At 35.3% G+C, this 18809-nt stretch carries 11 protein-coding genes; all 11 read left to right on the top strand.

Going from position 1 to position 18809, the window contains the following annotated elements; genetic code table 11:
• Window positions 1-22: 22 nt before the first annotated feature.
• Entirely contained in the window at window positions 23-6736 is a 6714-nt protein-coding gene (locus BR52_RS13115) for an SdrD B-like domain-containing protein (RefSeq protein WP_051915704.1), read from the top strand.
• Window positions 6737-6815: 79 nt separating this feature from the next.
• Window positions 6816-7481, top strand: coding sequence for a Crp/Fnr family transcriptional regulator (locus tag BR52_RS10270; protein WP_034572333.1), 666 nt, complete (start codon window positions 6816-6818; stop codon window positions 7479-7481).
• A 226-nt stretch (window positions 7482-7707) separates the two neighbouring features.
• Window positions 7708-7797: a potassium-transporting ATPase subunit F gene (locus BR52_RS12870; protein ID WP_115588655.1), complete on the top strand. Its 90-nt coding sequence runs from the start codon at window positions 7708-7710 to the stop codon at window positions 7795-7797.
• On the top strand, window positions 7794-9479 hold the full coding sequence (gene kdpA, locus BR52_RS10265) for a potassium-transporting ATPase subunit KdpA (RefSeq protein ID WP_034572330.1): 1686 nt from the start codon (window positions 7794-7796) through the stop codon (window positions 9477-9479). Before BR52_RS12870 ends, kdpA begins: the two co-directional genes overlap by 4 nt.
• Window positions 9480-9505: 26 nt before the next feature.
• On the top strand, window positions 9506-11563 hold the full coding sequence (gene kdpB / locus BR52_RS10260) for a potassium-transporting ATPase subunit KdpB (protein WP_034572327.1): 2058 nt from the start codon (window positions 9506-9508) through the stop codon (window positions 11561-11563).
• Window positions 11564-11581: 18 nt separating this feature from the next.
• Window positions 11582-12133, top strand: a complete 552-nt coding sequence (kdpC, locus tag BR52_RS10255) for a potassium-transporting ATPase subunit KdpC (protein ID WP_034572324.1) — start codon at window positions 11582-11584, stop codon at window positions 12131-12133.
• Window positions 12134-12151: 18 nt separating this feature from the next.
• Entirely contained in the window at window positions 12152-14869 is a 2718-nt protein-coding gene (locus BR52_RS10250; RefSeq protein WP_034572322.1) for a DUF4118 domain-containing protein, read from the top strand.
• Window positions 14866-15552, top strand: a complete 687-nt coding sequence (locus BR52_RS10245) for a response regulator transcription factor (RefSeq protein ID WP_034572320.1) — start codon at window positions 14866-14868, stop codon at window positions 15550-15552. The genes BR52_RS10250 and BR52_RS10245 overlap by 4 nt, the downstream gene beginning before the upstream one ends.
• A 143-nt stretch (window positions 15553-15695) precedes the next feature.
• Complete coding sequence (locus BR52_RS10240; RefSeq protein ID WP_034572317.1) at window positions 15696-16052, top strand: iron chaperone; 357 nt, start codon at window positions 15696-15698, stop codon at window positions 16050-16052.
• A gap of 138 nt (window positions 16053-16190) precedes the next feature.
• The gene (locus BR52_RS10235; RefSeq protein WP_034572314.1) at window positions 16191-16949 is read left to right on the top strand and encodes a prolyl oligopeptidase family serine peptidase; all 759 of its coding nucleotides are present in this window, start codon (window positions 16191-16193) and stop codon (window positions 16947-16949) included.
• A 428-nt stretch (window positions 16950-17377) separates the two neighbouring features.
• Window positions 17378-18802, top strand: coding sequence for a helix-turn-helix domain-containing protein (locus BR52_RS10230; protein ID WP_034572311.1), 1425 nt, complete (start codon window positions 17378-17380; stop codon window positions 18800-18802).
• The last annotated feature ends 7 nt before the right edge of the window (window positions 18803-18809 follow it).

The raw sequence follows: 18809 nt of genomic DNA, 5'->3' as shown, positions 1-18809 counted from the left end.
TTTGAATGGGGGAGAACTGTTAATGAAAAAGAATAAATTAATGCAAATTTTTCTATTAGTTATGCTACTGTTAAATACAGTATTGCCAAGTTTGGCAACTACAGTTTCTGCAGCAGGGATAACGAAAAATGAGCAAGCAAAAGCTGGAACAGGAACGATTTCAGCCGTCTTTTTTGAAGACTTAAATAATAATGAACAACAGGATCCGTCAGAACCCGGTGTTGGGGGAATCGAATTAACATTGTTCGATGCAACAGCAAACAAAAAACTGGGCACTACTACAACTGATAGTAGTGGAAGATATACGTTTAGTAATCTACCTGCGGGAAAGTATTACTTAAAGATAGGGGAAATACCGCAAGGTTATAGATGGTTTGGTCAGGGTCCACTTGGTTTTGGTGGTGGATCGACCCGTTATTTTAACTTAGCGGAAGGACAGACTGAATCAGGGGCTTATATGACATTGTATCCAACTACAGCCTCAATGAAGGGGATTGCGTATTCGGATAAAAATAAAAATGGACAAAAAGATTCTGATGAAGTAGGAATAGCAGGGCTAGAAACCTCTATTTTTAAAGTAGGATCGTCAACACCTGTTCAAACCACTACAACAGATGGACAAGGTGAGTATCATTTTTCTAAACTAGAGCCCAATACACCATACAGTGTGGAAATTAAATTTCCTTCTGATTATGAAGTAACTTCAAAATCTTATTTCATTGGATCAGGAAAAAGTGAACCGATTAGTTTAAGTGAAGAACAAATGCTAGAAAATGTAAATTTAGGATTGTACAAGGCGGTACCGGTTGGATCTATCAGTGTTAATCCAACAGTACTAGAAAAATTTGTAGGAGAGAGTGGGATATTAGTTACCACAGTTCTCCCAATCGATGCCACGGATAAATCTGTAACGTATAGCAGCGGAGATACAACTGTTATGACCGTTGATTCAAATGGAAATTGGGTTGCTAAAAAAGCGGGAACGACTACAATAAAAGTTACTAGTAACGAGGATAAAAGTAAATTTGCGTATGTAACTGTTACGGTTAAAGAAAAATACAATCCAACCATTTCTGGTCAAATCCAAAATGAAACTGGATCAGGATTTTCAGGAATTTCTGTTGAATTAAGAGAACCCGGATCAGGTAAGTTGATCCAACAAACAACATCATCAATAGATGGAAGTTATTCATTTACGGGATTAACTAATAACGTTAATTATTATATTAAAGTTATGATACCTAAAGATTACCAAGTTAAGTTTGGGTATGGTATTTTTGATACGGCAGGCACATCAGGGTATTTTAAATTAGAGGAATCCAACAAAAGTAATATTACAGGGGTTAATCTTCAATTAGAGCCAAAAACTGTTTTGCCGGAATCAATAAAAGTAAGTCCAAAAGTCATTGATACTGTAGTGAATGAAACAGGTCAATTAACAGTGGAATTTTTTCCAACAAATACAACGAATAAAGACCTAACATATAAGGTTAGCAACGTGGACATTATCTCGGTAGATGCAAATGGAAAATGGACAGCTAAAAAATCAGGGAAAACTACGATAACTGTCATTTCAGCAAGTGGAGCTCAGGATATTGTTGAAGTAACAGTTAGAAGTTTAACTGATTCATATATTGGTGGTAAGATAGTAGATCCTAATGGGAAAGCAGTTAATGGAGTAGAATTATTGATTTACTCATGGGATGGAAAACTTGTAGGACAAAAGACAACGGATGGAACAGGGGCGTATCGTTTTGATAACTTAGAAGCGAAGCACTATTACTTACAGCTTAAATTTCCAAAAGAATATGAGTTTGTTTCGTCTAATAAAAATTATTTTTGGGGTAATTCAACAGGTTATTTACATGTTGATGGAATGAATTCAATTGGTGATGTGGATGCAGTTATTAGATTAGCTAACCCAAAAGAGTCTTCACTATCTGGAACAATTTACGATCAAACAAATAATGGAATTGGCTTTAGTGGTGTGGAAATTCAATTGGTTAATGCCGACACAGGCCAAGTAACAAAAGCAATAACGAATACAAATGGAACTTATAGTTTTTCGAATTTAGAAAAGTCAAACTATTATTTGAAAATAATAGCACCGGTAAATTACGAATTTGCAAGCTCAAATGTATTTTACTATGATTTATTGACAGGTTATATTGCAGTTGATGGAGTAGCAAAACAAACAGGTTTTGATGCGTCACTAAAAGTAATTACACCAAAAAATAATTCTTCAATTAAAGGTGTCATTACTAATCAAGAAACAGGCTTAGGATTCCCAGGTGTTCAATTAAATTTATATTCACAAGATAATAGTCAAAAAGGATCGGCTGTGACAGCTACAGATGGCTCGTATAACTTTATTGGACTAACGCCAGGAGACTATTACGTAAAATTAGTATTCCCAGTTGATTATCAACTAAGCCATTCTAATATTTTTGGTTCTGATGGTACATCAGGATATCTAGCTTTAGATGGAACAAATCAGTTGACAGATCGAAACGCGACACTTAAGAAAATTGCTATTGAAGCAGAAAGCATTACAGTAGAACCAAAAGAATTAAATCAACTCATTGGAGATACAGGTAAATTAACGGTAACCTTCCAACCAAGTAATACAACAGATAAAAACGTGAATTTCACTAGTAAAAATCCTAATGTAATAACAATTGATAAAGATGGCAACTGGATTGCAACAGGAGTAGGCACAACAACTATTACAGTAACAACGTCAAATGGAAAAACAGAAACGGTTAAAGTGACGGTTAAATCTAAACAAGAATCAAGTATTTCTGGAGTGATTACCAATCACAGTACAGGTTTAGGGCTATCCGAAATTACGCTGAAACTATATACTTTTGATGGAAAATTAGCCAGTGAAGTCATTACAGATATGGATGGACAGTACTCATTTGTCGAATTATCAAAAAGTGATTACTATATTGTATTAAGTGTTCCTGAAGGGCAAGAAATGTTCTATTCAAATACATTTGGATCAGATGGCGTCAGTGGATTTTATGCGATTGATGGAAGCAATAAAGTAACCGACAGAAACGCAACATTAAAATCAAAAGATATTCCTGCAATTGGAATTACAGTAGAACCCAAAGAATTAAATCAATTCGTTGGAGATACAGGGAAACTAGCCATTACGTTCCAGCCAGGAAGTACAACCGATAAGAGTTTAAACTTTGTCAGTGGAAAACCTGAAATCATGACAATTGACAAAGACGGCAATTGGATTGCAACAGGAGTAGGCACAACGACTATTGAAGTAACAACATCAAATGGAAAAAAAGCAACTGTTAAAGTAACGGTTAAATCTAAACAAGAATCAAGTATTTCTGGAGTGATTACCAATCACAGTACAGGTTTAGGGTTATCCGAAATTACGCTGAAACTATATACTTTTGATGGAAAATTAGCCAGTGAAGTCATTACAGATATGGATGGACAGTACTCATTTGTCGAATTATCAAAAAGTGATTACTATATTGTATTAAGTGTTCCTGAAGGGCAAGAAATGTTCTATTCAAATACATTTGGATCAGATGGCGTCAGTGGATTTTATGCGATTGATGGAAGCAATAAAGTAACCGACAGAAACGCAACATTAAAATCAAAAGATATTCCTGCAATTGGAATTACAGTAGAACCAAAAGAATTAAATCAAGTTGTTGGAGATACAGGTAAATTAGCGGTAACATTCCAACCAGGAAGCACAACCGATAAGAGCTTAAACTTTGTAAGTGAAGATCCAACAGTAATGACAATTGATAAAGACGGCAATTGGATTGCGACAGGATTAGGGACAACAACGATTACAGTAACAACATCGAATGGAAAAACAGCAACGGTTAAAGTAACCGTAACAGCAAAAGAAATTCCAGCAGAAAGTATCATTGTAGAGCCAAAAGAATTAAACCAAATCGTTGGAGATACGGGTAAATTAGCCATTACATTCCAACCAGAAAACACAACCGATAAGAGTTTAAACTTTGTAAGTGAAGATCCAACAGTAATGACAATTGATAAAGATGGCAATTGGATTGCAACAGGAGTAGGCACAACAACGATTATAGTAACAACATCGAATGGAAAAACAACGACAGTCGCTGTGACTGTAAAAGCAAAACAAGAATCAAGTATTTCTGGAATCGTTACAAGACAGAGTACAGGAGCAGGTATTGGCGGAGTTACATTAACGCTGTATACATTTGATTCAAAACCTTATGGAGAAGTAACAACAAATGCAAAAGGTGAGTATATATTTACAAACTTACCAGCAAGTGAATATTATATTGTATTATCAATTCCTGACGGACAAGAAATCGCTCAATCTGATACATTTGGATCAGACGGAGTCAGTGGTTTCTATACTATTGATGGAAGTAACAAGTTAGTAGAAAAAAATGCAACCTTAAAAACAAAAGACGTTCTAGCAGAAAGCATTACAGCGGAACCAAAAGAGTTAAATCAAGTTGTTGGAGACACAGGAAAATTAACAATCACGTTCCAACCAAGTAATACCGCTGATAAGAGCTTAAACTTTGTAAGTGAAGATCCAACAGTAATGACAATTGATAAAGACGGCAATTGGATTGCAACAGGAGTAGGCACAACAACGATTACAGTAACAACATCGAATGGAAAAACAACGACAGTCGCTGTGACTGTAAGAGCGAAACAAGAGTCTAGTATTTCTGGAGTTATCACTAGACAAAGTACAGGAGCAGGTGTAGCAGGAGTTATTTTAACCTTATATACATCTGATCAAAAAGCATTTGGAGAAGTAACAACAAATGCAAAAGGTGAGTATATATTTGCAAACTTACCAGCAAGTGAATATTATATTGTATTATCCGTTCCTGACGGACAAGAAATCGCTCAATCTGATACATTTGGATCAGACGGAGTCAGTGGTTTCTATACTGTTGATGGAAGTAACAAGTTAGTAGAAAAAAATGCAACCTTAAAAACAAAAGATGTTCTAGCAGAAAGCATTACAGCGGAACCAAAAGAGTTAAATCAAGTTGTTGGAGACACAGGAAAATTAACAATCACGTTCCAACCAAGTAATACCGCTGATAAGAGCTTAAACTTCGTTAGTGAAGATCCAAAAGTAATGACAATTGATAAAGCTGGCAATTGGATTGCAACAGGAGTAGGCACAACAACAATTATAGTAACAACATCAAATGGCAAGAAAACAACGGTTAAAGTAACCGTAAAAGCAAAAGAAATTCCAGCAGAAAGTATCACAGCAGAACCAAAAGAATTAAATCAAATCGTTGGCGATACAGGAAAACTAGCCATTACGTTCCAACCAAGCAATACAACCGATAAGAGCTTGAATTTTGTGAGCCAACATCCAGAAATCATGACGATTGATTCAGAAGGAAATTGGGTAGCGAGAGCAGAAGGAACAACAGTAATCACAGTTACTACATCAAATGGCAAGTTAACCCATGTGTTTGTAACAGTAAAAGCAAAAAATGTTCCAGCAGAAAGTATTACAGTAGAACCAAAAGAATTAAATCAATTTGTAGGGGATACAGGAAAATTAGCAATTACGTTCCAACCAAGCAATACAACCGATAAGAGCTTGAGTTTTGTAAGTAGAAATCCAGAAATCATGACGGTTGATAGTAATGGTAATTGGACAGCAGTGAATGAAGGAACAACAGTTATTACCGTTACGACATCAAATGGCAAGACAGCCTTTGTCTTTGTAACAGTAAAAGCAAAAGATGTTCCAGCAGAAAGTATCACAGCAGAACCAAAAGAATTAAATCAAATTGTTGGCGATACAGGAAAACTAGCAATCACGTTCCAACCAAGCAATACAACCGATAAGAGCTTGAGTTTTGTAAGTAGAAATCCAGAAATCATGACGGTTGATAATAATGGTAACTGGACAGCAGTGAAAGAAGGAACAACAGTCATTACCGTTACGACATCAAATGGCAAGACAGCCCTTGTCTTTGTAACCGTAAAAGCAAATGGAATTCCTGTAGAAAGTATCACAGTAGAACCAAAAGAATTGAACCAACTTGTAGGGGACACTGGGAAATTAGCAATCACATTCCAACCAAGCAATGCAACCGACAAGAGCTTGAACTTTGTTAGTAATGACCCAAGTATCATGACAATTGATAGTAATGGTAATTGGACAGCAATGAAGGAAGGGTCGACAGTCATCACAGTTACCACTTCAAATGGAAAACTAGTGACAGTTCAGGTTACTGTAAAAGAAGTAGTTAAAAATGGAGTCCATGTACTTTATGAAGATTATCCAATGTCTAATGGAGCCTTTATTCCAAAAGGTAACGGATATGAAAATACAGGATTCGATCATGATTTTGGTGCATCTGAGCCGTATCGCGGTTTAGGACCAGATCATTATAGAATTACAAAAATAGGATACGTAAAAATTAAAGAAGATGGAAGATATGGTTTTAAAGTTGAAGTAAACACAAGCTCAAATGATGCCGCTTATGTTGGAATTAATGATAAGCAAATTATTAATTTTGATCCTAAAATTGGTGGCGAGTTTGAAAATCAACATCAATACTTCAAAAAAGGAGATGTCATAAAAATTGAAATCAGACATTTCCACAGAGATCCAACAGCGCTCTCTCCATTTAAGTTAAAATGGACAGTACCAAGTAATCAATATTCGTACAAGTCAATAGATGTATCTGAAATAACGCAGACACCGAATTAAGCTAGAAGTGAAATAAACTTAAAGATCAGCTATTTTATTAGCTGGTCTTTAAGTATTTTAAAGGATTGCGAGGGGAAAAATGGATATAAAAAAAGCCTTATATTTAGAGCAGGATGCGACTTACAAATATCATCAAGTAAAAATCTATCAACCAGGAGATATTTACCAATATGATAATGGTGAAGAGGAAAAAATTGTTTTTCTAGATAAAGGAGCAGCTTTGATACAAGCGCAAGGAAGAGATTCCGACTGGATCAGTCATGATTTAGTAACGCCAAAATATATTATTTCATTAGAAAATATGATGACAAATGTTTATGTACCTAGTTATTTGATATATCGAGTGAAATTTGTAGAAACGAGTAAAATGTACATTGTAAATAGAGAATATTTTTTAAATCATTTATATTTAAATCCACTTGATTTCCAAGAATTTTTTGAAAGTTTAGGTATAAAGTATATTAACAAGACGCGTATGGTTGCAGTAAGTAACGAAAGACCCCTCATTAAAGTAGCGAATTCCTTGTTTGCGATTATCTATACACTTCATCCTAAGACTCAAATAAAATTGTGTGAATTGCCAAGTTATGTTACTCAAAAATTTATTTCTGAGTATAGTTCAACAGGTAAAGCAAGGACGTCGGAAGCTTTAAAATTACTAGAAATAATGGGAATTGTGGAGCAAAAAAAGCCCTTAAAAATAAATGTTGAAAAATTGTCGTCTTTTATTAGTGACGATCACTAGAACTGAGCTGTTTTCTCTAGTACCTCAAACTTAGAAAAATATGGACCTATCAAACGTACCTGGTTATCGTTTCCAATCAGGTACGTTTTTATTTGCTCAATGATATACATAGTTGTGTTATTTTTATATCTTTATACTTTCTTAACACCCCATCCCTGCTTCTTAACACTATCTTTATTTCATACTTGGTATGCTGATGGTAACTTTTAAAGAAGGAGTTAACATCATGGAAACTGTCATTTTATTAAGTGGTATTGGCGCATTACTATTGTTTGGTTATTTAATTTATGTGCTGTTCTGGGGGGACAAACAATGAAAATCGAGTTCGTATATCAATTCCTATTTTTAGTAGTTTTAGTTGGATTAGGAATACCGTTAGGAAAATACTGTTATAAAGTGATGACCTCACAAAAGGTTTGGATGGATCGGCTGATTCAGCCAATTGAAAAAATGGTGTATCGCTTTATTGGACCAAGTAGTCAAAAAGAAATGAATGGTAAAACTTACGCACTATCAGTTATTAGTTTTAGTGTTTTAGGATTTATTGCCGTATTTTTACTCATGTTAATGCAAGGGTTATTGCCAATGAATCCAGAGGGATTTTCTGGAACGACAGTAAGTTTGGCTTTTAACACAGCGTTAAGTTTTGTGACAAATACAAACTGGCAAGCATATGCTGGAGAAACAACATTATCACCTTTCACACAAATGATGGGCTTGACTGCCCAAAACTTTGTATCGGCTGCTGTTGGTATCTCGGTATTATTTGTTCTTTTAAGAGGGTTTATGGGGAAATCTCAAAAAACGATTGGTAATTTTTGGCAAGATTTAACGAAAGCAACCTTGTATATTTTAGTGCCACTTTCAACTGTGATTGCGATTTTATTGATTTCTCAAGGAGTCGTTCAAACATTTAGTGGAGGAATCGATTATTTTTCTTTAGAAACAGGAAGTAAAGGGTTCATTCCATTAGGTCTAGCGGCCAGTCAAATCGCAATTAAACAATTAGGAACAAATGGCGGAGGCTACTTTGGAGCCAACTCTGCATTTCCGTTAGAAAACCCAACCATTTTTAGTAACTTGGTTGAAAATATCGCCATCCTATTGATACCAGTAGCGTTGATTTTTGCTTTTGGTTATTTCGTTAAAGAACATAAGCAAGGTCGCACCATTTTTATTGTATCGATGGTTTTATTAGTTTTAGCGTTGATTGGTGTGATGTTGAGTGAATATTATACAAGTCCTCAATTTGCCGATGTTGTTGCAAGTGGAAATTTGGAAGGAAAAGAAACTCGCTTTGGCGTTGGCTGGTCTGCACTTTGGGCTGTCAGTACTACCGCAGCATCCAATGGGTCGGTTAACAGCATGCTAGATAGCTTCACACCCTTTGGAGGAATGATCCCGATGTTCTTGATGCAGTTGGGAGAAATTGTGTTTGGTGGCGTCGGCAGTGGGCTATACGGTATGGTCGCCTTTGTCATTTTGACTGTTTTTATTGCAGGCTTATTAGTAGGAAGGACGCCAGAATATTTAGGGAAAAAAATTGAACCCTTTGATATGAAAATGGTCTGTCTTGTTATTTTAACGCCACCATTATTGACATTGTTAGGTACGATGAGCTTTGTTTTATTGCCATCGGCCATGAGTCAATTAACCAATTCAGGAGCCCACGGCTTTTCAGAAATTCTCTATGCCTTTTCTTCATTGGCAAACAATAATGGGAGTGCCTTTGCTGGGTTAACTGCAGACACAACGTTCTTAAATACGATTGGCGGAATCATTATGTTGCTTGTTCGGTTTATCCCGATGTTAGCCATTATTTTCTTAGGTGGAAACTTAGCGAAGAAAAAAATGGTTGCTGTCAGTGATGGAACGCTATCAACAACTAATGGGACCTTTGTTGGGATGTTATTAGGCGTTATTTTCTTAGTGGGTGCATTAAGTTTCTTGCCAGCCTTAGCATTAGGCCCAATTGCGGACTTTTTTACCACACGATAAAACTATAAGTAAAGAGGGATCTGAAAATGAAGGAAGAACAATCTCAAAAAGACATTCTAAAAGATGCGTTTAAACAATCTTTTGTTAAATTATCGCCTAAAATTCAATTGCAAAATCCAGTGATGTTTGTGGTGTATTTAGGGGCGGTACTCACTACTATTCTCTATTTTTTATCTTACTTTGGCATACAAGATAGTGCATCTTGGTTTATTTTAGCGATTGCGCTTATTTTATGGGTAACGATTTTATTTGCGAATTTTGCAGAAGCGATTGCAGAAGGGCGTGGACGAGCTCAAGCAGATAGTCTGAAAAGTGCGAGAAAAGAAGTATTTGCTAAAAAAATCAAATCCATCAAAGATACAACTCATTACGAAGAAGTTAGTTCGGTGAATTTGAAACGTGGAGATTTAGTTTACGTTGTTGCAGGAGATCAAATTCCAATGGATGGGGATGTGGTAGATGGCGCAGCATCAGTAGATGAAAGTGCCATTACAGGTGAATCTGCTCCCGTTATTAGAGAATCAGGTGGGGATAGAAGTGCTGTTACAGGTGGCACGACGATTGTTTCCGATGAGCTAGTCATTAAGGTAACAGCTGAAAGTGGCGAAAGCTTTTTAGATAAGATGATTGCCATGGTAGAAGGCTCATCTCGTAAGAAAACACCCAATGAAATTTCATTGCAGATTTTATTGATTACATTGACACTAATTTTTCTAGTCGTTTCAGCGACATTATTGCCTTATTCAAGTTTTTCAAGTCAATTAGCAGGAAACGGAACGGCGTTGTCTTTAACCACCATTATTGCTTTATTAGTATGTTTAGCACCAACGACGATTGGCGCATTGCTCTCTTCAATTGGGATTGCTGGAATGAGTCGTTTAAATAAAGCCAACGTATTGGCGATGAGTGGACGTGCGATTGAAGCAGCTGGCGATGTGGATATTTTAATGCTAGATAAAACCGGAACAATCACATTAGGAAATCGTAAAGCAAGTGAATTTTTACCAGTAGAAGGTATTTCAGAACGGGACTTAGCTGACGCTGCTCAATTGTCTTCTTTAGCAGATGAAACTGCCGAAGGACGAAGCATTGTTGTCTTGGCAAAAGAAAAATTTGATATTCGAGCGCGTAACTTTAAAGAATTAGAAGCAAACTTTATTGATTTTTCAGCTAAAACAAGAATGAGCGGGATTGATTATCAAGAAGTTGAAATCAGAAAAGGTGCGGCTGATGCCATTAAAAAATACGTTCAAGAAAAAGGCAGTACGTATCCAGTTGAATGCGATGAAATTGTTGAAAGAATTGCTAATTTAGGAGGCACACCGTTAGTTGTTGCTAAAAACAATCAAGTATTAGGCGTCATTTATTTAAAGGATATTGTGAAGTCAGGTGTTAAAGAGCGTTTTGAAGATTTAAGAAGAATGGGCATTAAAACAATTATGATTACTGGGGATAACCCTATGACAGCAGCGGCGATTTCAGCAGAAGCAGGGGTAGATGATTTTCTTGCAGAAGCAACACCAGAAGCAAAATTAGAATTGATTCGTTCGTATCAAGAAGCAGGCCATTTAGTTGCGATGACTGGGGATGGAACGAATGATGCTCCTGCTTTAGCACAAGCGGATGTGGCAGTGGCGATGAACACAGGGACACAAGCAGCTAAAGAAGCTGGGAATATGATTGATTTAGATTCAAGCCCAACGAAACTGATTGATGTCGTAAGAATTGGTAAACAGTTGTTGATGACTCGTGGTGCCTTAACAACCTTTAGTATTGCAAATGATGTAGCCAAATATTTTGCGATTATTCCAGTATTGTTCTTTGGAATTTATCCACAGCTGGATCGTTTGAATTTAATGCATTTAACAAGTCCAACAAGTGCGATTTTAGCAGCGATTTTGTACAATGCTTTAATCATTGTTGCATTGATTCCACTTTCATTAAAAGGAGTACAATATAAAGAATTGCCAGCAAGCAAAATTTTACGACATAATTTATTTGTTTATGGTTTAGGTGGTTTAATTGCACCTTTTGTCGCTATCAAGTTATTAGATATGTTATTGACCGTGATGGGGTTAATTTAATTAAAGAGGGGAAAAAATATGAAAAATGTGATGCCAGCTTTTAAAATGTTACTAATAATGAGTGTAATTTGTGGGGGGATTTACACGGTTGCTTTAACTGGGATTGGGCAGTTGTTTTTCCCAGAAAAAGCGAATGGCAGTATTGTTAAAGTCACCCATAATGGTGCTGAAAAAGTAATCGGTTCTAAACTACTAGGTCAGGAATTTACTGAAGCTCAATTTTTACAGGGACGACCAAGTGGTGTTAGTAATTTATCTGGCGTGAGTTCAGAACAAAAAGACGCTGTCTCTAAACGAGTGGAACAATTAAAAAAAGAAAACCCAGATCAAACAGCTAGGATTCCTGCAGATTTAGTAACAGGATCAGGAAGTGGTGTTGATCCAGAAATTTCTTTAGCGGGAGCACACTACCAAATTCCTAGAATTGCAAAAGCAAGAGGGATTTCAGAGGAAGTTGTTCAAAAAGCGATTGAAAAGAATACAACTGGGGATCTATTTGGTAAAATAGGAGAACCAAGAGTAAACGTACTTGGTGTAAATTTACATCTAAAAGAATTAAAAACCAAGTAAAATGAGGTGACAGGGCTAATGGATGAAGAAAACCGCCCAAATCCAGATCAATTATTACTAAAGTATGGCGCAAAATCTAGTAATCAACGAGGAAAACTTAAAGTCTTCTTTGGATATGCTGCGGGAGTAGGGAAAACCTATGGCATGTTACGAGCAGCGATTGAGCAAAGCGAGGCTGGGAAAAATGTCTTGGTTGGATATGTAGAGCCACATGCTCGTCCTGAGACCATTGCTTTATTGGAAAATTTAACGACGTTGCCAACTAAAACGATTGACTACCGAGGATTGTCCTTAGAAGAATTTGATTTAGACAGTGCGTTACTTGCTAAGCCAGAGTTGATTTTAGTAGATGAGTTAGCTCACACGAACGTTGAAGGTTCGCGTAATCGAAAAAGGTACCAAGATATTGATGAACTGTTAAATGCTGGAATTGATGTTTACACAACGATGAATGTTCAGCATTTAGAAAGTTTAAATGATATTGTAGAGGAAATAACCAATATTCATGTCAACGAAACAGTACCCGATCACTTTTTTGATGAAGCTTTTATTAAGCTGATTGATGTTGAGCCAGAAGAGCTCGTTCATCGTTTAAAAGAAGGTAAAATTTATCAGCCTCACAATGCCAAAAAAGCGATGAATCATTTTTTTACACTTGAAAATTTAAAATTATTAAGAGAAATTGCCATTCGAAAAGCAGCGGATTACATTGGCATGGAAAATCGTCCAGATCAGCTGTTAAATAATAAGCGCGTTCAGAGCAAACTTTTAACCTATATTGACGATACCTCTAAAGTAGGGGCAGAAAAATGCATTCGTTGGACAGCGAGATTAGCAGTTGCGTTTCGAGCAGAGTGGGTTGTTTTATTTGTTGAAAATGATGAATCTGATGGAAAATCAACAAATGAACAGGTGATGAAAAATTTTGAATTGGCTGAAACATTAGGTGCTGAAACCGTGACGTTAAATGCTCATGATAAAGTCGAAACCATTATTCAATATGCCAAATTAACTGGAGTTACGGATATTATCATTGGTAAAAAACGACGAGGACAAAATTTCCGTAAGCTTTTTAAAACAGAATTGGAAGATCAATTAGTTCAAGAATTGAATAATGTTGAAATTCATATGATTCCCTTTGCCGAGAAAGCAGATTCAGCTAAACCAAGAGAGATAAAAAACTCATGGAAACCAAAACTATTCTCTACCAGTAATTTTTTAAAGACGATTTTGTTATTAGTCGTAGCAACGCTTTGTTCAGAAGTCGTCACATATCTGGGGATTGGCGAGCAAAATGTAATCGTAGTTTACTTGCTGTTTGTCTTAATTATTGCAAGAGCAACGTATGGATACAGCTATGGCGTCTTTGCTTCTATTTTAAGTGTTCTTTTATTTAACTGGTTTTTTGTCGAACCGCTTTATTCATTAACGGTTTATAAGCCAGGGTATCCGATCACACTTTTAATTATGTTAGCAGTGGCACTTTTTACAAGTAATATGATGATTCGAGTAAAAAGTCAGGCGCGGGATTCGATTGAAAAAGAACATCGGATGGAAGTAATCTACGATTTAAATAAAGATTTATTGCGGGTGAAAAGTATCAATGGAATTGTTGCAATCACAAATCGTTATTTGGCTCAAACCTTAGAGAGAAGTGTTATTTTTTACACTGAAAAACCGGAACAAAATCAAGCATATCAAGTTGAAGTTTATAACGGCAATCAAGAAGCACAAGCCAGTTTAGTATCTGATTCTGAAATAGCTGTAGCAAACTGGGTATTTAATAACCGTAAAGAAGCAGGCTTTGGAAGCAATACCTTGATGGGAGCGAGTACCTATTATTTTCCACTTCTCTCACAGGGAGATACGGTGGCGGTAATTGGTGTTTATTGTTTAAACGAACGCCCACTGACGCATGAAAATTTAAATTTTTTAAAATTAATTAGTACTCAAATTTCATTAGCTTTGGAACGGCAGCATTTAGCTAATGAACAACAAGAAATTCTGTTAGAAAGTGAAAAAGAGAAGATGCGAGGTAATTTGTTGCGAGCGATTTCTCATGATTTACGAACGCCCTTAACAGGTATTTTAGGAGCTAGTTCAGCAATAATTGAAAATAAAGATAAGTTTACAGAACCACTGAAATTACAACTTTTAACAGATATTAAGGAAGATTCAGAGTGGTTGATTCGGATGGTAGAAAACTTACTTTCAGTGACTCGAATCGACGAGGGAACTATGAAGGTTAACAAAGTACCTGAAGCAGTAGAAGAAATTGCAGCAACTGCGGTTCGACGAATTCGAAAACGATTTCCTCAACAGGAAATTCAAATAACAGTACCAGAAGAATTGCTTTTAGTTCCTATGGATGGTAAGTTGATTGAACAAGTATTGATTAATTTAATGGAAAATGCAATTCGACATTCAGGAAAAATCACACCAATTATGGTCAATGTACTAAGAAAAGATAAAGATGTGGTATTTGAGGTACGGGATCAAGGAATAGGGATAAAAAAAGAGCGTTTAAATAATTTGTTCAATCCGTTTGACGGTTCAAAAGTCAGTCAAGGAAATGCCCCAATTGACGCTAAACGAGGATTAGGAATTGGGTTATCAATTTGCAAGACGATTATTGCTGCTCATAACGGAACGATTTCTGGTGAGAATAATGAAACGGATGGTGCTGTTTTTCGCTTTACATTACCAATAGAACCAAACGAGGAGGAAAATGGATGAGTCCACGAACCATATTAATTATTGAAGACGATCCAGGTATTTTAAATTTTATGTCGGCGATTTTAAAAGGAGAAGACTATAAAATTATTTCTGCTACGGAAGGTTCACAAGGCATTAGTTTAGCAGCTACATGGAACCCTGATTTGATTATGCTCGATTTAGGCTTACCAGATATGGATGGTTTGGAAGTATTAAAAACGATTCGCAGTTGGTCTAAGACGCCTATTATGATCGTTTCTGCTAGAGGACATGAACAAGAAAAGGTAGCGGCATTGGATGAAGGGGCAGATGATTATATTACTAAGCCTTTTGGAACATCAGAACTTTTAGCTCGGATTCGGACGGCATTACGTCATGGAATACACACAGAGTCTAAAGCAAGCACCTTTGAAAACGGAGAATTAGCTATTGATTTTGAAAAACGACTTGTTAAAGTGGAAGGAAAAGAAGTTCATTTAACACCTAATGAATATAAAATTATTCAATTATTGGCTAGGCATTTAGGAAAAGTGTTGACCCATGATACAATTTCTAAAAGTATCTGGGGACCTTATCATATGGACAATCAAACGCTAAGAGTAAATATGTCGAATATTCGCAGAAAGCTAGAAAAAAATCCTGCAGATCCAATTTATATTATTACTGAAATTGGAATTGGGTATCGGATGGTTGAGCGAAATTAAATAGCAACTAAAAAAATAAGTAGGTTAAAGATTTTCGATAGACACTCGGAAATTTTTAACCTACTTTTCTTTTTATTAACGCTTGATAACAAAATAATGAGATAATAGAACTATTAAAATAGGAAAAAGGAGTGAGGTTGAAAATGGTAGAAAAAAGTCAAGAAGTAACAGATTATATTCAACATTATCCAATTGAAATTCAAGAACGATTAGAAAAAATTAGAGAGCTGATTCATCAAGAAGCTCCCGAAGCAGTAGAAAAAATGAGCTATGGAATTCCAACATTTGTATTAAAAAAACCGTTAGTTCATTTTGCAGCTTATCAAAAACATATTGGATTCTACCCCACACCAAGCGGTATAAGAGCTTTTTCAGATCAATTACAAAAATTTAAAACTTCAAAAGGAACGATTCAACTTCCAAATAGTCAGCCACTTCCACTAGAATTAATTCGTCAAATTGTTCAATATAGAATTAAAGAAAATCAAGCATTGTCTTGATGCAACTAAAGAGGGAATTGGATAAATCAACAGATTCTCTTAAAAAACTGAGAGCTAGGCGTTATCTATGAAATAGTTTGATAAGTTTGTTAAACTACTAACAAATAGAATGCAAGATAGCAGAAAGGAATCCAATCAATGAAAATTAGTGTTCGACATCGTTTTATAAAAAAAATTCCTGTTTTAGAAGTAGTTCCAGAAGAATCTAAACGACTTCCGTTACCGTTAGTTATCTATTATCATGGATGGCAATCCTCAAAGGAGCTAACCTTAACACAAGCAAGAAAATTAGCAATGAAAGGAATTCGTGTGATTTTACCAGATGCTATGAATCATGGAGAACGTAAAACGGGTCCAATTTCTCCAATTCCATCTATTACTTTTTGGTCAAGTATTCAATATAATTTAGTCGAATTTTCTCAATTGACTCATTTTTTCCGCAAACAAGGCTTGATTATGAATGAAGAGATTGGCGTTGGAGGTGTTTCGATGGGAGGCATTACGACTTGCGGGCTACTGACCCAGCATCCAGAAATTAAAGTGGCGGCTTCTATGATGGGAACGCCTGCTCCAATGGATTATCTTGCATTAGTTTCAAAGGTAGCTAAAGAACGAAGTATCTTTGTTCCAGCAGATTTACCGTTCTTGTTAAGTTGGATTCATTATTACGACTTATCAAAAAATCCTGAAAAACTAAACAATCGACCCGTTTTATTTTGGCACGGCACAGAAGATGAAAAAATTCCTTATCAAGAAGTAGCAGATTTTTACCAACGAATCAAAGCAGAACCTTATGCTGAAAACACTCAATTTATTACTGCTGAAAATGAACGCCATTTAATTAGAGGCGAAGTAATGGATCAAGTAGCGAATTTTTTTGCAGATCATTTAATTTAAAAACATAAAAAACCACCTGTAGGGGTACAGGTGGAAAGTAGATTCATTATACTTTGGGGGAGAATAATGAAAAATGAAATTACTGAGAAAATAATTGTTCGTTATTTTAAGATAAATTAAGTATACTCTTTAAATGTGAAGAAAATATGACTAAACAAGTAAAGAAGTTTGAATTATAAAATTTCCACCCACTTTATCCAGCTCGACTAAAGTTATAGTTGTCGTCATTTACGAATTTAATTTAGGTTATTTAAAAAGAGCTATTATTAACGATTGCATTTCGCATTATGAGTTTTTTTTAATAAGTATAGCGGAGCAACAAGAAATTTGATACCGTGTAGAAATTGAATTCAATGAGGTTTTAAGCTTATTGAGTTAAATAAAAGCGATCATCTTATGGATGAAGTTTGAAGGGGAAGGAACGTTATATGGAACTAAATTTAGATAAAAGAAAACAAAGAGTACTAGACTTACTCGATTTTTTGGAAGAAAATTTAAATAAAGAGTTGCCATTTACCATGTTATCGGATTCTTTGAATGTATCAGATTTTATTTTTGATAGTGTCCTTAAGGAGTTTTTAGTAGATGTTGAGTTGAATGATTTAATGGATCAAATTGTTTTTAAAATAGGAAATCGAACTATTTTTGTAACTAAAATAGGATTAGGAAGAATAAAATTAGCCTCTATCTATTTGCAAGAGTCCATTGATTTTATGATTTTGGATGATATATTCCGGAATAAATTTATTTCAATTACAGAGTTTTCATATGATAATTACGTGAGTAGAACCAATATTTATCGGCGAGTAGCAGCAATTAAAGAACTCCTAGAAAGCTATCAATTAAAGCTATCCAACTCATTTAAAATAGTAGGAGATGAAGTGGATATTAGTAGTTTTTTTATGCAGATGTATTACCTGGTTTTCAGCAAGGAAGAATTCCCTTTTCCTGAAGAAGTAAAAGCGAGTGAAGAAAGACTGATCCAACTGTTGATGAAAGAAGAACAGCTAAAAATCAGTTCATCTGTAAAATTAAAAATTAATTATTTATTTGGTATCCGATGCATGCGACTAGAAGGAAAATTCTTTTTACTCCACTCTAAAGTTGCAAAAAAAAGAGTACCTACAGAAGCTGTGGCATCTGTTTACAATTCTATTTCACAATTTCTAGAAAAAGAATGGAATTTAACAGGTAAAAAAAATGAGTTGGAAACGAATTATCTGATTGCGTTATTAATAGGAGAAAACTGCTTCCAAAGTTTAGACGAACAAGTCTTACAAAATCCAGAGGTCTGTTTTTTTAATGAGTATTTTATAAAGGCTTTTATGACGTATTTTAATGTTGATAAGTTACCAAAAACTGTAGAGGAAGAGTTATTAAAGGAACTGACAGTTTTACATTATTACGTTTACTATTTCGAAAATGTGGTTAGCATGAATCAGCTCATACTAGAAAGAGAACAAGCCTTTTCAGTTTATCCTAAGCTATTTCACTTTTGTCAAAGTTTATTTTGTGATATAAAAGGAAAAGTTTCCATAGAGAGTCAGGAATTTTTAAGGTTCCATTATTATTATGCCATTATTAATTTAGTACCTGCTGAAATTTGTAATCCTGAATTAAAAATCTATACGGATTTTTCATTAGGACAGAGTTTTAAAATGGCTATTGATCGAGAAATACTGAAATTTGGTTATTATAACCTCAAAATTGAAGAAACATTGCATGAGGGTGTAGATATAGTGATCTCAGATGTCTTGGAGGAAGTTCCATCAACGATTTCTCGAGCGTTACAGTGGCACATCCAACCGACTCAAGGAGATTGGGAAAATTTTAAATGGTCATTAGATCACTAGTAGATTA

The sequence above is a fragment of the Carnobacterium divergens DSM 20623 genome (genome assembly GCF_000744255.1).
Classification (GTDB): domain Bacteria; phylum Bacillota; class Bacilli; order Lactobacillales; family Carnobacteriaceae; genus Carnobacterium; species Carnobacterium divergens.
This window is presented reverse-complemented; position numbering and strand designations above follow the sequence as displayed.